Annotated in this window: 16 protein-coding genes; 6 read left to right on the top strand and 10 right to left on the bottom strand. The window is 70.0% G+C overall.

The window, feature by feature from the left end; translation table 11 throughout:
* Positions 1 to 86: 86 nt before the first annotated feature.
* Complete coding sequence (locus tag AB0B64_RS16455; RefSeq protein WP_358178184.1) at positions 87 to 1,679, top strand: alpha/beta hydrolase; 1,593 nt, start codon at positions 87 to 89, stop codon at positions 1,677 to 1,679.
* Positions 1,680 to 1,739: 60 nt separating this feature from the next.
* On the opposite strand, the gene AB0B64_RS16460 is transcribed toward AB0B64_RS16455, so the two are convergent.
* From AB0B64_RS16460 to AB0B64_RS16500, 9 genes are all read right to left on the bottom strand, one after another.
* Entirely contained in the window at positions 1,740 to 2,969 is a 1,230-nt protein-coding gene (locus AB0B64_RS16460; RefSeq protein WP_357956036.1) for a cytochrome P450, read from the bottom strand.
* A complete protein-coding gene (locus AB0B64_RS16465) occupies positions 2,966 to 3,523 on the bottom strand; it encodes an ATP/GTP-binding protein (protein ID WP_357956039.1) in 558 nt (185 codons plus the stop codon). The genes AB0B64_RS16460 and AB0B64_RS16465 overlap by 4 nt, the downstream gene beginning before the upstream one ends.
* A gap of 31 nt (positions 3,524 to 3,554) precedes the next feature.
* A complete protein-coding gene (locus AB0B64_RS16470) occupies positions 3,555 to 3,914 on the bottom strand; it encodes a DUF742 domain-containing protein (RefSeq protein WP_357956041.1) in 360 nt (119 codons plus the stop codon).
* Positions 3,911 to 4,330, bottom strand: coding sequence for a roadblock/LC7 domain-containing protein (locus AB0B64_RS16475; protein WP_358178186.1), 420 nt, complete (start codon positions 4,328 to 4,330; stop codon positions 3,911 to 3,913). The genes AB0B64_RS16470 and AB0B64_RS16475 overlap by 4 nt, the downstream gene beginning before the upstream one ends.
* Before the next feature lie 65 nt (positions 4,331 to 4,395).
* Complete coding sequence (locus tag AB0B64_RS16480) at positions 4,396 to 5,823, bottom strand: ATP-binding protein (RefSeq protein WP_358178188.1); 1,428 nt, start codon at positions 5,821 to 5,823, stop codon at positions 4,396 to 4,398.
* Positions 5,824 to 6,154: 331 nt separating this feature from the next.
* Positions 6,155 to 8,032: an ABC transporter ATP-binding protein gene (locus AB0B64_RS16485; protein ID WP_357956332.1), complete on the bottom strand. Its 1,878-nt coding sequence runs from the start codon at positions 8,030 to 8,032 to the stop codon at positions 6,155 to 6,157.
* Between the two features lie 428 nt (positions 8,033 to 8,460).
* Entirely contained in the window at positions 8,461 to 9,846 is a 1,386-nt protein-coding gene (locus tag AB0B64_RS16490) for a xylan 1,4-beta-xylosidase (RefSeq protein ID WP_358178190.1), read from the bottom strand.
* Positions 9,847 to 9,940: 94 nt separating this feature from the next.
* Positions 9,941 to 10,690, bottom strand: coding sequence for an SDR family oxidoreductase (locus tag AB0B64_RS16495; protein ID WP_358178192.1), 750 nt, complete (start codon positions 10,688 to 10,690; stop codon positions 9,941 to 9,943).
* A 53-nt stretch (positions 10,691 to 10,743) separates the two neighbouring features.
* A complete protein-coding gene (locus AB0B64_RS16500; RefSeq protein ID WP_358178194.1) occupies positions 10,744 to 11,784 on the bottom strand; it encodes a phosphotransferase family protein in 1,041 nt (346 codons plus the stop codon).
* Positions 11,785 to 11,937: 153 nt separating this feature from the next.
* Between AB0B64_RS16500 and AB0B64_RS16505 the strand changes: the two genes are divergently transcribed.
* Entirely contained in the window at positions 11,938 to 13,020 is a 1,083-nt protein-coding gene (locus AB0B64_RS16505; protein ID WP_357956056.1) for a GNAT family N-acetyltransferase, read from the top strand.
* On the top strand, positions 13,017 to 14,123 hold the full coding sequence (locus AB0B64_RS16510; RefSeq protein WP_358178196.1) for a DegT/DnrJ/EryC1/StrS family aminotransferase: 1,107 nt from the start codon (positions 13,017 to 13,019) through the stop codon (positions 14,121 to 14,123). The genes AB0B64_RS16505 and AB0B64_RS16510 overlap by 4 nt, the downstream gene beginning before the upstream one ends.
* A 45-nt stretch (positions 14,124 to 14,168) precedes the next feature.
* Here AB0B64_RS16510 and AB0B64_RS16515 read toward each other — a convergent pair whose 3' ends face one another.
* Positions 14,169 to 15,554, bottom strand: a complete 1,386-nt coding sequence (locus tag AB0B64_RS16515; protein ID WP_358178198.1) for a PLP-dependent aminotransferase family protein — start codon at positions 15,552 to 15,554, stop codon at positions 14,169 to 14,171.
* A gap of 71 nt (positions 15,555 to 15,625) precedes the next feature.
* On the opposite strand from AB0B64_RS16515, the gene AB0B64_RS16520 reads away from it, so the two are divergent.
* The 3 genes from AB0B64_RS16520 (at position 15,626) to AB0B64_RS16530 (ending at position 20,546) form a co-directional block, all read left to right on the top strand.
* Complete coding sequence (locus tag AB0B64_RS16520; protein WP_357956063.1) at positions 15,626 to 16,264, top strand: pyridoxamine 5'-phosphate oxidase family protein; 639 nt, start codon at positions 15,626 to 15,628, stop codon at positions 16,262 to 16,264.
* An 86-nt stretch (positions 16,265 to 16,350) separates the two neighbouring features.
* Positions 16,351 to 18,804 carry a serine/threonine-protein kinase gene (locus tag AB0B64_RS16525; protein ID WP_358178200.1) on the top strand — a complete coding sequence of 818 codons (2,454 nt, stop codon included), beginning with the start codon at positions 16,351 to 16,353 and terminating at the stop codon, positions 18,802 to 18,804.
* A 113-nt stretch (positions 18,805 to 18,917) separates the two neighbouring features.
* Complete coding sequence (locus AB0B64_RS16530; RefSeq protein WP_358178202.1) at positions 18,918 to 20,546, top strand: serine/threonine-protein kinase; 1,629 nt, start codon at positions 18,918 to 18,920, stop codon at positions 20,544 to 20,546.
* Positions 20,547 to 20,553 lie beyond the last annotated feature (7 nt).

Genomic DNA, 20,553 nt, shown 5'->3' on the forward strand with positions numbered 1-20,553 from the left:
CGCAAACCGCACTGTCGTCCGCCAGGATGATCAAAGCGGGCACATCGGCGCCGATGTGCCCGCTTGATGCATGGGAAGGATAGACAGTGAGGTTACGACTGTTCACCGCGGCACTGGCCGGTGCCGCGCTGATGACCCAGCTCGCCGGAGCGGCATCAGCCCAGACAGCGCAGGCAGCCCCATCGACCGCGATCGATTGGGCGGAATGTGGCACCACGTACAAGGGCGAGTGCGCGACCATCAAGGTGCCGATGGACTACGCGAAGCCCGATGGCGCGAAGATCGACCTGGCCATCGGCCGGTTGAAGGCGCTCGACCCGGCCAAGCGGCAGGGCGTGTTGTTCGTGCATCCGGGCGGTCCCGGTGGATCCGGCCTCAACGCGTACATCATGGGCCGCGGCATCCCCGACGACAGCCCGCTGCGCCAGTACTTCGACATCGTCAGCGTGGACCCCCGCGGCGTCGGCCGCAGCACGCCCATTCTGTGCGGCGAGGACGTGGTCAACGAGACCCCGCTCACCTATCCGGCCAACGAGGCGGAGTATCAGAACTGGCTGGCCTTCAACGCCAAGCTGTCGAAGGACTGCCGCGAGCGCACGGGCCCGCTGTTCGACCACGTCGGCACCACCAACGTGGTGCGCGACGTGGACTCGGTCCGCGCGGCGCTCGGCGAGCGCCAGATCAGCTTCTTCGCGATCTCCTACGGCACGCAGGTCGGCCAGCAGTACGCCGAGATGTTCCCGAAGAACCTGCGCGCGATGGCCATCGACTCCAACATGGACCACAGCATCACCTCGGCCTACCAGTACATGAAGACCGCCACCGAGGACCTCGAAGGCTCCTACCTGGCGTTCGCGAAGTGGTGCGGCGAGACGGCGGCCTGCGCGCTGCACGGCCAGGACGCCACGGCGGTCCTGGACGGCCTGCTGGCCAAGGCCAGGGCCGGCACCCTGAAGGACCCGGAGACCGGCGCCGTGATCTCGGACGAGGAGCTTCGGATCGAGGTGTTCGAGCCGATGTACAAGCCGTCGACGGGCTTCTTCCCGCTGGCCGAGCGGCTGAAGGCGCTGGCGGTCGGCCAGGCGGAGCAGCAGGTCGCGGACAAGCCGGTGGCCGCGGAATCGGCGGAGGCGAAATCGACGGCCAGGGCCTCGGCCGAGGCTTCGACGTCGACCGCCGAGGGCGTCAACTACGCCTACCCGGTCATCTGGTGCTCCGACTGGAAGTGGAACATCAGAAGCTTCGCCGAACTCGACGCCTACAAGCGCCGTCTCAAGGCCATCGCCCCGCACACGGAGCTCTCCCCGTTCTGGACCGACGTCATGAGCTGCCTCAACTGGCAGGGCAAGACGTCCAACCCGCAGCATCGCCTCAAGATCAGCGGCACTCCGCCGATCCTGGTCATCAAGGCGAAGGATGACGTGGCCACTCCGGCGGCCTGGAACTACGCCGCCGCACGGCAGATCCCGCGCTCGGTCGTACTGGAGTACGACGGCGTCGGCCACGGCCAGTTCCGCAACAGCACCTGTGCGCGCGACTACATCGAGAAGTACCTGATCAACCGCACCCTGCCCGCGCCGGGAACGCACTGCGCCACGCAGTTCCCGACGGAACCACCCGCGACGACGCTGGCCCCGCAGGACTCCCCGCGGTCCATCACGGGCCGCCCGGTCCACTGACGGCGAGCTGACCGGTCGTGTGTCCCCTGACGTGTCAGGGGACACACGACTTCAGCGGTCCTAGCCGGGTCCCCTGAGGTAGCCGGGCGTGAACTCGACCGGCAGGGTGGTCAGGGCGCGCAGCCGGAAGGACGGCCGCCAGACGAGCTGGTCGGCGGGCACCGCCAGCCCCATGTCCGGGAGCCGGTCCAGCAGCACCTCGACGGCCGTATAGGCGATGACCTCGGCGAGCTCCGGCGCCGGGTGCGGGCAGCCGTGCTCGCCGTGGCCGAAGGACATGTGCGCGTGGTTGCCGGCGGAGCCGCCGTAGGAGTCGGGCCGCACCTGCGGGTCGGCGTTCGCGGCGGCGAGACCGATGATGAGCGCGTCCCCGGCTCGGATGCGCTGCCCGCCCAGCTGCGTGTCGTGCGCCGCCCAGCGGCCCAGGCTGTTCTGGGCGGGCGAGTCCTCCCACATGACCTCGTTCAGGGCCTGGCTGGCGCTGCGGCGGCCGCCCGACAGGGTCACGGCGAACCGTTCGTCGGTCAGCATCAACCGCAGGGTGTTACCGATCCAGTTGGCGGTCGGTTCCTGGCCCCCGCTCAACAGCACGACCAGGTCCTGGACGATCTCCTCATCACTGAGCCCCGCGGGATGGGCCAGCAGGCGTGAGGGCAGGTCCGGGCCGGGGCGCTCGCGTTTAGTGGCGATCAGCCGCTGCATCGCGGTCGTGACTCGCCCGTACGCCTCCGCGCTTTCCGGGCCGACGTTCAGCACCATGGTCACGTCGGCCACGATGCGGGGCGTCTCCGCCTCCGGCAACCCGAACATCGTGACCATGGACAGCAGCGGCATCGGCTGAGAGTACTGCGCGATCAGGTCGGCCCGGCCGTGGCCGGTGAACGCGTCGATCAGGCTGTCGGCGACCTTCTCGCACTGCGATCTCAGCTCGAACTGGTCGACGGAGGCGAGGGCGTCGCTGAGGGCGCCGGCCCGCCGCTGATGCTCGGCGCCTTCGGTGAACAGAATGGACGGCTGGTAGCCGACGAACGCCATCAGCGGCCAGTCCGGCGGGATGCGGTCCCAGGCGTTCCACCGGCGGGAGTCTCGGCCGAAGAGCTGCGGATTGCTCAGGACGTAGCGCAGCTCGCGGTAGCCGACCACCAGCCAGGCGGGAATATCGCCCTCCATCAGGACCGGGACGACGGGCCCGTGCAGCTTGCGCATGTCCCGGTACAGCTGCTCCGGATCCTCCTGGAACTGGGGCCCGTACATCCGGATGGGCTCGGGTGTGTAGTGGGTATCGGTCATCGGGTAACCCCCTGGGCGGAGGACATCGCGTGGAGGTGGTTGACGAGGGCGATCAGCACGGCCTTGCTCGAGTCACGTTGACGGGCGTCACAGTCGATCAGCGGAACCTCTTCGGACAGGTCCAGCGCCTCCCGGATCTTCTCCAGGGGGTGCGTCGGCTCGTCGAAGTTGTTGCGCGCGACGATGAACGGCATTCCGTGGTGTTCGAGCCGGTCGATGGCGTACCACGAGTCGGCCAGGCGGCGGGCGTCCACCAGGACGACCGCTCCCAGCGTCCCGGAGAACAGCCGGTCCCACAGGAACCAGAACCGGTCCTGGCCGGGCGCCCCGAACAGGTAGAGCACCATCTGCTCGTTCAGGCTGATGCGGCCGAAGTCGAAGGCCACCGTGGTCGTGGTCTTGGTCTGTACGCCGCTCGCGTCGTCGATCCCCATGCCTGCCTGGGTCATCGTCTCTTCGGTGCTCAGCGGCCGGATCTCGCTGACCGAGCGGACCATGGTCGTCTTGCCCACGCCGAACCCGCCGACGACCACGATCTTGAGACCGGTGGTCATCGTGCTCTGTAGCGGTGTACGGCCGGGTGGGTCAGAGGTTCTGAAGTCCAACAAGCACCTGCTCCAGGATTTCGGGATCGGGCAGTTGCGCCTTGGCGGGAGCCTTGGGCGGATGGCGGGCGGTGATGCGTCCGGTGTCCAGCAGGTCGCACAGCAGAATCCGTACGACGCTGACGGGCAGTCTCAGCTCCGAGGAGATCTCCACGACCGCCATCGGCTGGCGGCACATCTGGAGGATCTTGACGTGCTCGGACTGCATGCCGGGGGTCGGATCGCATTCGCTCACGATCAGCGTGACCACGTCCATGGCACTCTCGTCCGCGCGACTGCGCCCCCCGGTGACCGTGTACAGCCGATCCGGGTTCTCGCTGGCCACTCGCCGCGAGATCATAGCGAGCGGCTGCTCTGCTGAGGTTCACGCGGCGGGGCGGTCAGATACTCCCCCAGCTGCTCGACCAGTTCGTTCATGTTGTGGCCGATGATGCCGGGGTCGGCGTCGTCGCTCGCTATGACGGCGAGATGGGCGCCTTCTCCCGCTTCCACGATGAACAGCAGCCCGCCGTGGAACTCCGTCATGGACTGCCGCAGCCCGCCGGAACCGTCGCCGAACTCCATCGACGCCCCGTGGGCCAGGCTCTGGATGCCCGAGGCGATGGCGGCCAGTTGATCGGCCCGGTCCACCGACAACCCGTGGGTGTGGGAGAGCTTGAGGCCGTCCTTCGACAGCACCAAGACGTGCCGGGTCTGCGGTGTCCTCTCCAGGAGGTTCTCCAGCAGCCAGGCGAGGTCGCGGTCTGAGTTTCTCATCGAGAGTCTGGGACGGTCATCCGGCGTCGCCGGACGAGCAGCCCTCCCTCCAATCTGTAAGTTGGTCACCGGGTGTCGTCTTTCGGGCCTTCTGCTGCCGGGCCCTCTGCTTGCGGGTGTTCCACTTCCTGGCCCGCCGCGGCGGCGCCGGCGCCGGCGCCGGCCCCACGGCTGGCCTGGCGGAAAGCGCTGAATCTCGCTCCGGCCTCGGAGAGGGACGGCCTGGGCCGCGCCGGAGCCTGCTCGGGCACGGGAGCCGCGGACGTCGCCGCCGCGAGCGTCTGACCGCGCCGTCGCCTGGGCAGCTCGCCATCCGCGACGGGGTCGGCCTTCGCGGGGTCGGCCGGCGCGGGGACGGGGGCCGAGGTGGCCCGGCGGGCGGCCGGGACGCTCGGCCTACGCGGGGCCTCCACCTGGGGAGCCGGCGCGGGCTGGGTGACCAGTTTCTGCGGGATCATGACCACCACTCCGGTGCCCCCGCGTGAGGACGGCCTGAAGGAGACGGTCAGACCGTGCTTGCGAGCCAGGCAGCCCACGACCGCCAGGCCCAGGCGCGTACCGGACAGCGTCGTCAGGTCCAGGGGCTCGGACGAGACGGCCTGCCGCGCGCGGGCCAGCGCGACGGGGCTCATGACCAGACCGCAGTCCTCGATGGTGATCACGATGCCCGTGCTCACCTCTTCGACGTACACGTGCACCTCCTCGGACGGAGGCGAGAAGCTGGTGGCGTTGTCCATCAGCTCCGCGAGGGCGTGCATGACGCCCTCTGCGGCGTGCCCGGCGATCGCGACGGTGCTGGCCGAGTGCACCCGAACCCGCTGGTAGGCGCTGATCCGGCCCACCGCGCCGCGCATGATGCTCTCCATCACGATCGGCTTGGTCCAGCGCCGCCCGGAACGCGAACCGGTCAGCACGGCGATGCTGTCGGCCAGCCGGCCCGCCTGGGCGGTGCTGTGGTCCAGCCTCAGCAGGTCCCCGAGGACCTTCTCGTCATGCCGGTCCTCCATCTCCCGCAGATCGGCCAGCATGCTGGTCGCCAGTGCCTGCACCCGGCCGGCGGCGTTGGCGCAGGCCGACATCGCGGCCGCGCGCATCCGGTCTCCTCTGCCGACCTCCTGCGCCAGCGTCCACAGGATGCGCTGCTGAGCCAGGTCGGCGGGCCTGGGCACCTCGGCGAGCGCGGTGTCGACCGATGCCCCGTCACGCAACCTCTTCACCAGCGCGGGCAGTGTGTGGTCGGCCAGTTGGGCGAGGTCCGCCTCCCTCATGGCGAGCCGGTCACGCAGCAGGCTCGCCTGCTGCCGGCCGTACAAGCCATAGGTGATGGCGGCGCACAGCAGCAGGGCGGCTATGCCCAGGCACCAGGCCACGAGCGTCCGCCCCTCGACCGGCGCCTCGGCCACGGCCCATACGCACGCGACGCCGGCCACGACGGCGACGCCAAGCGGTACGAGCAGGGCCCGACGGTGAACAGGTATGTGAGTTGCTGACATCAAGTCCTCGTCGGAGGTCAGAAACATACGGCCTGGAAGTCTTGATCGGATTGTAGGGGAATCTTCGCTTTACGTGGGCACTTGGTCACCAATTGCGGCCATTGTCGCCTGCCCTGCCCAATAGTCGAGCTCCTTGAGCAAGGGCGCCGGATCTGACAACAGATCTTGCTGGGTGTGGAGTATGCCGGATCAGTAGGCTCCCGGCTACTGAGCGGCGGTCGCGCTTCGACATCCGCAGCGTTGTTGATCATGGCACAGTTGGCCGGGGTGGGGGTGGCGTTCACATGACAGGGCCTGGGCGGTTCCCCGCCCAGGCCGGTGAATTGTCAGGTCAGTACGCGCCATGCACCCCGAGGTCACTTCGTTTCGGCCGGAGCCGGATCCGATCCGAACGTCGTACCGGTTCCAGGTCGATCCGCCGCACCCCTTCCGGCACATGCCGCAGGTCGTGGGTGATGAGCAGCGTCGTCCGCCCCTCCATCAACCGGCGCAACGGCACCATCACCCGCTCGGCCGTGACCACGTCCAGCCCGGTCATCGGCTCGTCCAGCACCAGCACCGGCGTGTCACGCAGGATCGCGCGGGCGATGGCGAGGCGCTGGCGCTGGCCGCCTGACATGAGGCGGCCCCGCTGACCGATGGGCGTGTCGTACTTCTGGGGCAATGTCTGGATGAAATCGTGTACGTCGGCCAGCTCGGCCGCCAGAATCACGGCGGCGTCGTCGGCGCCCGGAGAGCCGTAGGCGATGTTGTCACGCACCGTGCCGGAGAACAGGAGGTTCTCCTGGTGCAGGAGCGTGATGGTGTCGCGCAGTGACGATCGGGTCAGGTCGCGCAGGTCCACCCCGTCCAGGAGGATGCGGCCGGTGTTCGGGTCGTAGAAACGCAGGAGCAGTTTGGCGAGCGTGGACTTGCCCGCACCGCTGGCTCCGGTGCAGACGACGAGTTCCCCCGGTTCGATCACGAACGACAGCTCGCGCAGTGTCGCCCTGATCCGCTTGGGATAGGTGAAGCCGACCCGCGAGAACTCGATCCGCCCCTTGCTGCGCCCGACCACCGGCACGGCGGTAGGACGGTCGACGACGGACGGGCGTACGGAGAGGACCTCCATGACGCGGTCCGAACCGGCGGCGGCCTCCGAGACGGTGAGGGCCAGCTGGCCCAGACCCTGGACGGCGGGATAGAGATAGGCGAGGTAGGCCGCGAAGGCGAGCAGGCCACCGAGCGTGAGGCGGTCTTGGGTGATCTCCCAGGCGCCGAAGCCCAGGATGACGATCAGGCAGATGGTCTCCAGCACCTGTACGGCGGGGCCGTAGAGGCCGGAGAGCCACGCCTGGGACAGGTTCGCGCGCAACCAGGTGCGACCTTCGCGGTGCAGGTGCCTGGCCTCGGTCTCCTGCTGGTTGTAGGCCTGGACGAGCGACTGGTTGGACAGGCTCTCCTCGATGACGCTGTTCATGGAGCCGTTGCTGGTCCGCTCGCGGGCCGCCGCGTTCCTGAACCGGGACGCGAAGACTTTGGAGACCACCAGGAACGCCGGGATCAGCGCGAACGTGACCAGCGCCAGGTCCCATCTGATGATGAACGCCGCGCCGGCGAAGAAGATCACGCTGGCCACGGTGGTGAACATCTTGACCAGGCCGGAGCCGACGAGCTCCTCGATGGCCTCGATGTCGTCGGTGAGCCGGGCCATCAGGTCGCCCGTGCGGCGGTTCTCGAAGAAGTCGGGTGTGAGGGTCTGGACGTGACCGAAGACCCGGTCGCGGAGCTTGAGGAGGAAGCGTTCCGCGCCCGCGGCGGTGATGTACGCGCCGGCGAAGGAGACGAGACCGGCCAGAACCGCCAGGCCGAGCCAGGCGGCCGCGGGGGCCCAGAAGGCGCCCAGGTCCCGTTCGCTGAGGACCTTGTCGGTGATGTAGCCGAACAGGGCGATCGCGGCGACCTCACACAGAGCGGCCAAGATCGCGAAAACGACCCCGGCCGCGAACAGCGCCCTGACGCCACGAGTGTCCGGCCAGAACTCCCGGAAGGTGTTCCGGATGGACACCGTCGGCGCCAGGGGCTGAGCGGAGAGTGAGAGCCGTTGGGTAACCCGACGGCTCTCAGGTGGCACCTCTTCTACCACCACCACCGCCTGCGCCAGCCGCCACCGCAGCCGCCGCCGCATCCACCCCACCAGCGACGTCGACCACAACCGCGACGGCCCCATCCCCACCAGTCGCTACGGTGAGCCGGGAAGAGCTTACCGAGAGTCATGATTCCCCCCTGTGCCAGTAGCACTATTTCGGCTTTCAAAATAGGACGCTAGCACCCAAATGGTGAAAAATCAGGGCTTGGGGGCGTTCTTTGATCGGATTTGACCGGTGCTCATGGAAAAGATCTGCGCGTGTGTGATATGTAAATCACCGCTAAAGCGCGCACATCCCGCCCCATACCAGAACCCCGCTGGGACCTGGCCAAACCCAAGCCGACGCCTCGATCACCACAGAAGTGGAAAAGCGGTTTGACGTTTTTCCGTCCGCCGCAAGTCGCCCTGGGCAATGGAATTCCGGGGGACGGCAATGATTGTTCCGAAGAATGGTGAGAGAAGGGCCCCGCCCGTCCGTCCGAGCAGACGAACAGAGCCCTTGACCGGCCTCAGGCGCCGCGTCCCGCCCACTGGATCTCGTACGGTTTCAAGGTCACCCGCTTGCCGTCCACGGTGGCGGTGACGCTCGTGTCGGCCGTGTTGACCATGACCATCTGCCGCTCCTGCCCCAGCGTCTTGATGCGCTGGTCGGAGGTGGTGACCGGATCCAGTTTCACCCCGGCGGGGAACCACTTCGCGAACCCGCTCAGCAGCCCCGCCATCGGCAGCTCCTGGCCCGTGCCGGACGACCAGAGGCAGCCGGGGCACTCCGTCCCGTCCTTCTGCTCCGGGTTCCAGTAGAGCGCCGTCGTCACACCGCTCTTGGCGAACTCCATCAGCGTCGTGGCCTGTACGGCGGTGCGCTTGTCCTCGCTCCAGCCGGAGTTGGTGGGCTCGACGTACCACTCGGCCCACCACACCGGCATGTCGTTGCTCTTCTGCCTGAGCCAGGCGGTGACCGCACTGAACTTGGCCTGGGCCGCGAAGTCGTCCGGGACGTTGGCCTTGTCGTTGGTCATCGAGGCGCCGTCGACCACGATGAAGTCGGCGCCCTTCTTGTGCTCGATCCAGTATTCGATCGCGTCGAGCGCGCGCTGGTCGACCGTGCCCCAGGGGCCGCTGAGCTCGGAGGGGCCGCTGCCGGAGTTGGTCTCGACCGGGATGTACGGGCCGCCGACCTGGATGTCGCCGTTCACCTTCTTCAGCGCCGCGTAGACCTTGTTGTACAGCTCGGTATAGCCCTCGGCGTCCCAGCGGTTCGTGGAGGCGTTCCAGAAGCCCTTGAACTCGTTCCACACCATGAAGTACTTCACCGTCGGATACTGCCTGGCGATCCGCGCGGCGAGCTTGGCGTAATCGTCGAAATGCTCACGCTTGGGGGCGACGGTGTGGTTCTTGGACCAGTCCGTACGGCCGGGCTGACCGCCCTTCATCCAGTCGGGCGCGCAGCACAGCGTGATGACCGGGACGGCCCGCGAGGAGGCCATGAGCTTCAGCCGCCGGTCGAGGTCCCGTAAGTTGTACTGGTCCGGGCTCGGCTCCGGGTTGCCCACGCCCCAGCCCATGATGTGCTGGTTCTGCAGCATGGGGACGCGGCCGAGGATGTTCTTGGCCCGCTCGGTGATCTCGCGGGGCACGTTGTCGGCGCTGTACTGGGTGTGGGTGACGCCCCAGCGCGGCCAGTCGTCCAGGGCCGGCGGCTGCTCCAGTGTGGGCGGCGGCTCACTCGGCTGGGTCTGGGCGATCTCGCCGCCCTTGTACTCGTCGCGGGGGCCGCCTCGCGTGCCCGCGTACACCATGATCGCCGCGACGAGCGCGACCGCGAGGATGCCGACGCCCAGCGCGATCGGCCATGGCGGCCGTCTGCGTGCGTGTTTGCCATCGGTGGGAATCATGGTGCCTCCACCCTCGCGCGTAGACAAGGGCCGGGACGCCTCTCCCAGCCCTTCCCACGGTATATATCAGTACTTGCAAGGGACTTGCGGTCGATCAAGGGGCTGGCGGGCGCTGCCCTCCAGCCGGTCCGGGGACTCCCGCATAACGGTACGGCACTGGCTGTCTCCCCGGTTGCACGATGAGGAGCGTGCCGGGTTCGTCGGCGTAGAAGGCGCTTTCGACGGCCGCGGCGACGTCGGCGGCGCTCAGCAACGGGAACCCCGCGTTGACGAACATCTCGCGCGCTCCCGCCACCAGCGGCGTGTCCGTGAACCCCGGGCAGACCGCGCCGATCCGGATCCGCTCCTTGGCCAGCGGCGCGGCCAGCGCCCTGACGAGCCCCACCACGGCGTGCTTGGTCATCGTGTACACAGGGTCACCGGCGAAGCCGACGAGCCCGGCCAGCGACGAGGTGACCACGATCGCGCCACCGCCCGAGCGCTTGAGCGACGGCAGGCAGGCGGCGACGCCGAAGACCACCCCGTCGATGTTCACTCCGACGACCTGGCGATACCGCTCGACGTCGAACGCCGCGAGGTCCACCCCGCCCGAGATCCCCGCGTTGAGGTGCACCAGGTCGAGCCGGCCGTAGGTCTCCTCGGCGAGCGCGACGGCCTGCCGCGAAGCCTCCTCGGTGCCGACGTCACCGGCCAGCCAGACGCCGCCGACCTCCTTCGCCAGGCGCTCGGCCCCTTCGGCGTCGAGGTCGAGGAGGACGCACTTGGCCCCGCCCGCCGACAGCCGCCGTGCCACCGCGGCGCCGATGCCGCTCGCCGCTCCGGTGATCAGTGCCACAGTGCTCATGTGCGCTCCTCAGGGGCTCATGCTCGGGCGGTTCACGGGTCCGGCGTTCACGCTCAGGGGTTCACGGGCTGGTCCAGCATGCGATGCGCGCGGGCGATGAGCGCGGGTACGGCGGAGCCGATGTTCTCGAAGCCCTCACCCACGGTCTTACCCTGCCGGAAACGGGCGTGGATACCTTCGACTATGACCGCGAGCTTGAAGTTCCCGAACGCCACGTAGAACGGAAGGTCGGAGATGTCACGGCCGGAGACCTTCGTGTAGTGGGCGGCGAACTCGGCGGCGTTGAGGAACCCGGGGGTGAGCGTCACATCTCCGGCCACCGGGATCCCCGCCCGCTCCTCGTCACCGGAGTCCTGCCAGTAGGTGAGCGTGAGCCCCAGGTCGGCCAGCGGGTCGCCGAGGGTGGACATCTCCCAGTCGACCACGGCCAGGATCTCGGGCGGACCGGGCGCCAGCCGTACGAGCGTGTTGTCGAGGCGGTAGTCACCGTGCACGAGCGTGCTGGCCGAGTGGGCCGGCATGCCCGCGCGCAGCCGCGTGACCAGACGGTCGTACTCCGGCAGGTCGGCCGTCTTCGAGCGGTCCCACTGCTGGCACCACCGGCCGAGCTGTCTGGCCAGGTAGCCGTCCGGGCGGCCGAAGTCGCCGAGCCCGACCTCCTGGTAGTCGACGGCGTGGATGGCGGCCAGCACCTCGGCCAGTCGCTCCGCCAGCCGCCGCGTCTCGGCGGGCGCGGGCTCGCCGAGCTGCTCGCGGGTCCTGGCGGCCAGGCCGTCCACGTACCCCATCAGGTAGAACGGCGCTCCGATGACCTCCTCGTCGGCGCAGAACGCGACCGGCTCCGGCACCGGGACCGGCGTTCCCGCGAGCGCGGAGATGACCCGCCACTCGCGCCGCATGTCGTGCGCGGTGGGCAGCACGTGACCGAGGGGCGGGCGACGCAGCACCACCCGGCGTTCGCGGGTCTCGATGAGGTACGTGAGGTTCGACCTGCCGCCGGAGATCAGGGAGACGGACAGGGGTTCGCCCGCCTCGGGCACGTTCGCGCCCATCCAGCCGAACAGCCGGGGCCGGTCAATCCCAGGTACGGTCATGCACACACATTAGAACGTCACTCTGTCCTGAACGCTAGCTGAGAGTTGTGTAACGTTCCGGAGCTGCGGAGACGACCATCATGCGAGACCATTTACCCTGGGTATACACAGCTACCTCCAAACTAACTGAAGGTATGCCGAACGTAGGAGCCCATGCGCGTCACACTTGCTCACCCTAGCGAGCTGGGAGCACCTGAGCTGAGCCGATGGCGGGCTCTCCAGGAGGGGCACGCGGCCTTCGACAATCCGTTCCTGTCTCCCGAGTTCACGATCACGGTCGGCGAGCTGCGCGACATGGTGCGCGTCGCGGTGCTCTACGACGGGCCCGACATCGTGGGGTTCTTCCCCTTCGAGCGCCATCCGATGGGCATCGGCAAGCCGGTGGCCGCCGGGCTCACCGACGCGCAGGGCCTGGTCCACGCCAAGGACCTGGAGATCGACCCACGCCGGTTGATCAAACAGTGCGGGCTGTCGGTCTACGAGTTCGACCACCTGGTCGCGGGACAGCCGCTGATCTCCGGGCGGCACGAGCGTCACCCGTCGCCGATCATCGACCTGCGTGAGGGGCACGGTCCCTACACCGAGTTCCTGCGCCTGCACTCCGGCAAGACGTACAAGACGACCCTGGCCAAGTCGCGCAAGCTCCAGCGCGACGTCGGGCCGATCCGGCACGACTACGCGACCACCGACCCGGCGCCGCTGCACACGCTGCTCGGCTGGAAGACCGACCAATACCGGCGCACGGGGCGCACCGACCGGTTCGCGCAGCAGTGGATCGTCGAGCTGGTCGAGCGGCTGCTGGCCACGCAGACCGAGGGCTTCGCCGGGGTGCTCGACATGATCTACGTGAACGACCTGCCGATGGCCGGGCATTTCGGTCTCCGCACGCGCACCACGCTCGCGGGCTGGTTCCCGGCCTACGACACCCACTACGCCAAATACTCCCCCGGCCTCATCCATCACCTGGCGATGGCCGAGCAGGCCGCCGGTTCCGGCATCCAGGTGATCGACATGGGCCGGGGCGAGAAGGAGTACAAGGAGAAGCTCAAGAACGGCGAGTTCCAGGTGGCCGAGGGGCGGGTCGCCACGGTCGGCGCGGCCTCGGCCGTCCACTGGCTGCTGCGGGTGCCCGCGCGCAAGACCCGGGCCACCGTGCTGGCCAACCCGCTGCTGCACAGGACGGCCGACCGGGCGCTGAAGACGTTCGGGCGACTGCGCACGGCCCTGCAGTCGTGAGGGGGATCGCCGAGCGCACCGGGCGTCACTGCCTGCTGCTCCCCTCGAACCGCCTCGGGCTCTACCTCGCGCTGCGTCACTGGTGCACGCCGGGCCAGCGGCTGCTCATGTCGCCGATCTCCGCCGACGAGATCCTCTTCCTGGTGCTGGCGGCGGGCCTGCGCCCGGTGATCGCGCCGCTGTCGCGCCGTGACGGCAACATCGACGCCACCCGTGTCAACCTCGGCCAGGTGGACGCCGTCCTGACCACCAACCTGTACGGCCTGCCGGACACCGTGTCCGCCTTCACGGGAAAAATCCTGATCGAGGATGTCGCCCACGCCATGGAGACCAGCGTCGCCGGCCGCCCCCTCGGCACGTTCGGCCAGGCCGGAGTCTTCAGCCTGTCCAAGCACCCGGGCGCGGGCTCGGGTGGGGTTCTCGCGGTGGAGAGCCAGGCGGACCTGCGCGCGCTCGAACGGGCCCGCGACGCGCTGCTGGAGCCGGGCGCCTTCCGCGCCGAACTGCTGGCCGTGACCACCTCGATGGCCCGCCAGGCCGCCCTCCGGCTCGACCTGGTCCGGCCCGCGCTCCGGCTCTCGCGCCTGCTGGGCATGGAGGAGTCGCGCGAGGGCTACCGCATCCCGCTACGGGCCGACGAGCTCGCGGCGGCCATGAAGCAGGTGCCGTCGCTGCCGCCGTTCGATCCGTGGGTCCGTGCCGACCTGCACGACTACCGCGCCCGGAGAGGGGCGCTCGCCCGCTGGTACCAGTCGAGGCGGCTGGCCAAGGTGCCCGGGGAGCGGGCCCGCCGGTTGGCGGGGGTGCGCTCGCTGGCGGAGCTGCCGTCGGTGGCGGCGGGCGTAAAGGATCAGGTCGGCCAGCCGTTGTTCCGGGTGCCGCTGCTGGTGCGCGACCGGGACGCGGCGATCGCCGCGCTGGAGCGGCGTGGGGTGGTGACGGGCTACCTCTACGACCCGCCGTACGACGACTACGCGCCCGCCTTCACCGACCCCTCCCCCGATCCGGCCCCGGCCCGCTGGTGGGCCCGCCACGCCCTGCCCGTCGACCCGCTCTACGCCGCCCGCTCCCTGCCGATCCTGCGCGAGCTCGAGCCCGCCTGAGACGGCCGGGCGCGCCGGTAGCTGAGCTCCGCGCGGATGGCTGAGCTACGCGCCGGTGGCCGAGCGGATCAGCTCGGCGACCGTCCGGCAGCCGCGCCTGACCTCGGCCAGCGTGGCCGAACCGTACCCGATCACCAGGCCGTGCAGGCGCTCGGTGCCGTAGTGGTGGCGGGCGGTGGAGTCGAGCAGCACGCCTTGCCGCCGCGCGGAAGCGACCAGCCCGGGGACCGTTTCTATCGGCAGCTCCGCCACCAGGTGCAGGCCGGCCGTGTCGCCGCGCAGGCGGCACACCGGGCCCAGGATCTCGACGATCGCGCCGCGCCTGCGGGCGTACTCCAGGCGCATCCTGCGCAGGTGGCGGTCGAGGTCGCCGCGCTCCAGGAGGGTCGCGACGGCCTGCTGGACCGGGCCGCTGGTGCGGTCGGACATCGAGACGCGGATGGCGGCGATCCGGTCGAGCAGCTCGGGCGAGCCCACCAGCCAGCCGACGCCGATGTCGGGGGCGAGCGTCTTCGAGAGCGTGCCGAGCAGGACGACGCGCGAGGGGTCGAGGCCGTAGAGGGCGGGCAGCGGCGCGACGTCGTAGCGGAACTCGGCGTCGTAGTCGTCCTCCACGATGATCGCGCCGGTGCTCCTGGCCCAGGCGAGCAGCCGTTCCCTGCGCGGGATCGGCAGGCGCCCGCCGAGCGGGTACTGGTGGGCTGGCGTGGTGTAGAGGACGCGGAGGTCGTCGGGGAGCGCCTCGACGATCACGCCCTCCTCGTCGACGGGGCACGGCACGACCTTCGCGCCCCTGGCCCCGAACACCGTACGCGCCACGTGATAGCCGGGATCCTCGACGCCCGCCCGGCCGCCCTCACGCAGCAGCGCGAGCGCGCACAGGTCGAGGCCGTTGCCGGTGCCTCTGGTGACCAGGACGTTCTCGGGGCCGACCGTCACGGCCCTGGCCCGCCGCAGGTGGTCGGCGAGCAGTTCGCGCAGGTACGGCAGGCCGTACGGGTCCGGGTGTGCGCCAGGGGGCAGGTCGGCGGCCCGGCGCCAGGCCCGCTTCCAGGCCGCGTGGTCGTAGTCGCGCACCCAGGGAGTGCCAGGGGTCAGGTCGATCATCCGCTCGGCCGGTGGACGCGGCGGCGGCTGCGGCGCGGCCGGCGGCTCGACGGCCAGGTGTGACGCCTCCAGCGCGGCCACGAACGTGCCGGAGCCGTGCCGCCCCTCCAGCCACCCCTCCGCGTACAGCTGCTGGTACGCCTCCGTGACCACGGTCCTGCTCACACCGAGCTGCTCCGCGAGCCCGCGCGAGGACGGCAGGCGCTCCCCCGGCGCGAGCGTCCCGGCGAGCATGGCCTGGCGCAGCCAGCCGGTGAGCTGTGCCGAGAGCGGGACACCCGACTCCCTGGACAGGGATACGGGCAGGTCGACGAGGGTGCGCACGAAAGTGGTCTCCGGGAAGCGGTCATTAGTGGCCCTACAGGCTATGTCCACTTTCTCATTACCGTGGCCCCATGCTCTCCACCACACCCCGCACCACGCTCGGCCGCTCGAAGGACCGGGGCAGCAGCGACAGGAACGACCTGTACGAGGTGCTCGACGCCGGGCTGATCTGCCACCTGGGTGTGGTGGTCGACGGCCACCCCATGGTGGTGCCCACCGGATACGGGCGCCTGGGCGAGACCCTCTACCTGCACGGCTCCACCGGCGCGCGGTCGCTGCGCGCGAGCGAGGGCACGGACGTGTGCGTCACCGTCACCCACCTCGACGGCATCGTCCTGGCCCGGTCGATCTTCCACCACTCCGTCAACTACCGCTCCGCGATCATCTACGGCCGCGCCCGACTGCTGACGGACCCGGAAGAGCGGCTGGCCGGGCTCCGCGCCGTGTCCGAGCAGCTCGCGCCGGGCCAGTGGGACTACGTCAGGGAGCCCTCGCCCAAGGAGCTGGCCGCGACGGCCGTACTGGCCCTGTCGCTCGAAGAGGCGTCGGTGAAGATGCGGCGCGGCGGTCCTCTGGACGAGGAGGAGGACTACGAGCTGCCCATCTGGGCCGGGGTTCTGCCGCTCGTGACGTCCTGGGGAGAGCCCCTGCCGGACACGGCACTCCCAGAAGGTATCGATGTACCTGTTCACATCCGCGGCCGGAGGTAGTTCCATAATTCAGGAACCACCTGGCAAACTTCTCTCCTTGATCACACGTCTCATCAGGTGGGCCCAACTCCTGATGGGGGATGGCGATGGAGTGGAACGCTCCTGGTTATACGGAGATCAAGCAGCTCGGGGCGGGCGGCAGCGGCCGAGTCGTGCTCGCGGTGCACGATGAGACCGGCGTCAAGGTCGCGATCAAGTACCTCTCGCAGCGGTTACTCAGCGACCCGGTGGCCCTGTCCAGGTTCCAGTCGGAGGCGCGGCTGCTGACCACGCTGCGGGACCAGAACATCGCCACGCTGTGGGAGTACATCCAGGACGGCTACGGCGCGGCCATCGTGATGGAGCTGGTCAACGGCGTGTCCCTGCGGGCGCTGCTGCGCGAGCACGGGACGACGGGGCCGGAGGCGGCCCTGGCCGTGCTCAAGGGCTCGCTGCTCGGCCTGGCCCGAGCCCACTCGCACGGACTGGTGCACAAGGACTACAAGCCCGAGAACGTGATCGTCCGCGACGACGGGGCCAGCAAGCTGGTCGACTTCGGCATCGCGGTGCGGCAGGGGACCGCCTCACGGGCCGAGGGCACGCCCCCTTACATGGCGCCCGAGCTGTGGGAGAACATGCCCGCCTCGCCCGCCACCGACGTGTACGCGGCGACGGCGGTGTTCTTCGAGTGCCTGACCGGGCACCGGCCGTACCGGTCGACCGAGCCGAGCGTGCTCGGCTACCAGCACATGCACGCGCCGATCCCGGTCCACGACGCGCCCGAGCCGGTGCGCGAGCTGATCACCCGCGGAATGGCCAAGGACCCGGCCGCGCGGCCCGTCAGCGCCGCCGCGTTCGTCATCGAGCTGGAGGCGGCGGCGCGGGCCGCGTACGGCGAGGACTGGGAGGAGCGCGGCAGGCGGCGGCTGGCCGGGCTGGTGGCCCTGCTCGCCCTCCTCCTGCCCGTGCCCCAGACGCCTCCCGCCGAGGTCACGACCTCGCTGGCGCAGACCGTCTTCCGTACGACGCTGCGTACGGCCAAGCACAACGCGGCGCGGCTGGCCATGGGCGTGGGGGTGGCCGCGGTCGCGACCATCGCCGTGATCGTCGTGCTGTCGAGCCGCGACCAGGCCGTGGAAGTGGCCCTGGCGAGGCCCTCGCAGTCGCAGGGACCGGCCGAGGAGGGCTCACCGCCGGCCACGCCGGTCACGTTGAGCCAGCCGCCCGAGGAGTCCCCGGTCGGCCTGCCCCGCGACCAGCCGACGGCACTGGCCGTAGCCTCCCCCAGCCCCAAGCCGCACACCGCCGAGCCCGTGGTGGCCACCACGCCACCGACCACCAAGCCCGCGCCCACGCCTAGTCCCAAGGTCACTGTCACCAAGCCTGTTAAACCCACGCCCACAGTCACCAAACCCGGCAAGCCCACGCCGACCAAGACGCCTAAGCCGCCCAAGACCATCACGCCGACGCCCATCGTCACCGTGACCACGCCGACGGTGACGCCGACGCCGGTCCCGGTGACCTCGGTCGCGGGCCTCACGCTCGGCGGGCTGACGTTCAACGACGACAACGTGGCCGGCTCCTCGCTGTCCATCCGCACCACAGCGTCCATCCGCACCACCGGCACGGGACCGGTCACGGCGACCGCCGCCTGGTCCGTGGGCGGCGTCGGCGTCCGCAGCCAGACCCTGCGGCTGAGCGGCGACCGGTCCTATGACCGCGCGCTCAGCTACACCGCGGACGAGCGCCCGTGCGGCAAGACCGTCACGCTGACCGTCACCACCTTCCCTGCCGCTCCCGGCGGGGCGCGGACGGCCACGGTGAACGTACCGCCGTGTCCCACGCGGGTGACGGGCCTGCGGGTCTCGCTCGATCTGGCCGCCTCGCCGGGCCGTACGGCTCAGGCCCGGGTCAGGATGACCACCAGCGGCACCGCCGAAGTGCCCGCCGAGGCCGCGTTCGCGCTGAACGGCGACCAGGTCGCCACCCGCTCGGCCACCCTGTCCGGCCGGACGGCCTACTCGCGGACGTTCACCTACACCTTCAGGTCCCGCCCGTGCGACACCACCGTCTCCGTCGTGGTCCGCGCGGGCGACCGGACGGCCACCGCCCGGACCAGGGTGACCTGCCCGCCGAGCGTGCGGAAGGTGTCGATCGTGCGGGCCTCGCTCAGCCCGCGCGGCCCGGCCACCGCGGTCGTCGCCGTCACCACGGACAACGACCAGCCGGTACGGCTCAGCGTCGCCTTCTCCCTGGGCGGCCGGATCGCGCACACCGAGACCCTGACCCTGTCCGGCGACACCTCCTACACCAGGACCGTGAGCTACACCTTCGACAAGGTGCCGTGCGGCACGTCCTGGCTCGTGACGGCCGCCACCCGGCCCACGGCGGACAACGGCGGCGACAGCTCGGGCGGCAAGACCGCGGCCTGCCAGGAGGACCCGCCCACGGACGACGACCCACCCAAGGACGACCCGACGAAGGACGACCCCACGAAGGACGGACCGAAGACCCCGGCCCCCGACACCCCGTCGGACGACGATTCGGGCACCATCGGTTGACCTCCAGATTCATACTGTGTCCGGACATTAACTGTGGGAAAGCGGTCGCCTCTGGTTAAGCTACGGTCCGTCTGATGAGGGTGGGGGCCCAGAGGACCGCAGAGGGAGACCGCATGTACGACGACCATGGTCAGTGGGGGGTCCCGGGCTACACCGAGATTCGCCAACTCGGCGCGGGATCCGCCGGGCGGGTCGTGCTGGCCCGGCGGGATCACGACGGCGTGGAGGTGGCCGTCAAGTACCTGTCCGACGAGCTCCGGTCCGATGTCGGCTTCGTGGCCCGGTTCCGGCACGAGGCCCGGCTGCTGGGCACCATGCGCAGCCCGCACAACGCCCGCCTGATCGACTATGTCGAGGCCGGCGGGGGCGCGGCCATCGTCATGGAGCTCGTCAACGGGGTCTCCTTACGGGAGCTGCTGAGGTCGGAGGGTCCCACGGGCCCGGAGGCCGCGCTGCTGGTGCTCAAGGGCTCGTTACAGGGCCTGGCCGCGGCCCACGCGATCGGCGTCGTGCACCGCGACTTCAAGCCCGAGAACGTCATGGTCCAGGGCGACGGCTCCAGCAAGCTGGTCGACTTCGGCATCGCGGTCAGGACCGGCGAGGACGCGAGCGCCGCCGGCACCCCGCCGTACATGGCGCCCGAGCAGTGGTCGGGCGCCTCCGCCGCACCGGCCACCGACGTGTACGCCGCCACCATCGTGTTCTTCGAGTGCCTGACCGGCACCCGCCCCTTTCGCTCGCCCAACCTCGCGGCGCTGGCCCGCCAGCACCAAGGCTCGCCACCGCCCATCGAGGAGGTGCCCGGCCCGCTGCGGAACCTGGTCGAGCGCGGCCTGGCCAAGAACGCCCTCGACCGCCCGCCGTCCGCCGACGCCTTCCTGGCCGAGCTCGAAGCGGTCGCGGCCAGGGCGTACGGGTCCGACTGGGAGGAGCGCGGCAGGCGCCGCCTGGCCCGGCTGTCCGGCCTGCTGCTCATGCTGTTCCCCAGCCCGCCCGAGGTGCCGGCCGAGACGCAGACCTCGCTCGCCGAAACCCGTTTCACCGAGCCGCGCGGGCTGCTGAGCAGGCTCTCCACGAAGATCCTGGTCGGCACCGCCTGCACGGGCCTGCTGATCGGCGTGGCGGTCGTCCTGGTGAAGACCATGTCCAGCGAGCCCGCCCTGCAGGCGCAGACCACGCAGGTGACGCCCACCACGACGGCGCCGGAGCCGTCCGCCGCGGCCGAGGAGGAAGAGGAGCCCTCCGAGGAACCCACGCCGACGGCGAAGGAGACGACGCCGGAGCCGACGACCCCGGCGAGCACCGCGCCCCCGCCCGTCACCAGCGCGACGCCGAAGCGGACGCCGACGCCCACGCCGACTCGCAAGCCCATCAGGACCGTGAAGCCCAGGCCGTCGAAGACCGTCATCAAGACTCCGCCGCCGGTCGAGTCGGCCGAGCCCGAGTTCACCGGCACGGTCGACAGCCCGCCGTCGGGGGCCACGGCCGCCGCCACGAAGGCGCCCACGACCGCGCCCCCGACCGTCCGTCCGACGCGTACCCTCAGCAGCCCGGCGCCCTCCTCCAACCCGCCGAGCAGCCCCGGCAGCGGGGAAGGCAGCGGCAGCGGGGAAGGATCCACGCGGACTCCGTCACCGCAGGACGGCGCCCTCCTGGGGCTCGTGCTGGTGACGTCTGGCGCGCTTCCGGTCACACTTGCGGTTAAGCGCCGTATGGCGGGACGACATCGGAGAAAGCGCTAGAAAGGCG

The sequence above is a fragment of the Nonomuraea sp. NPDC049129 genome (genome assembly GCF_040648495.1).
GTDB lineage: Bacteria > Actinomycetota > Actinomycetes > Streptosporangiales > Streptosporangiaceae > Nonomuraea.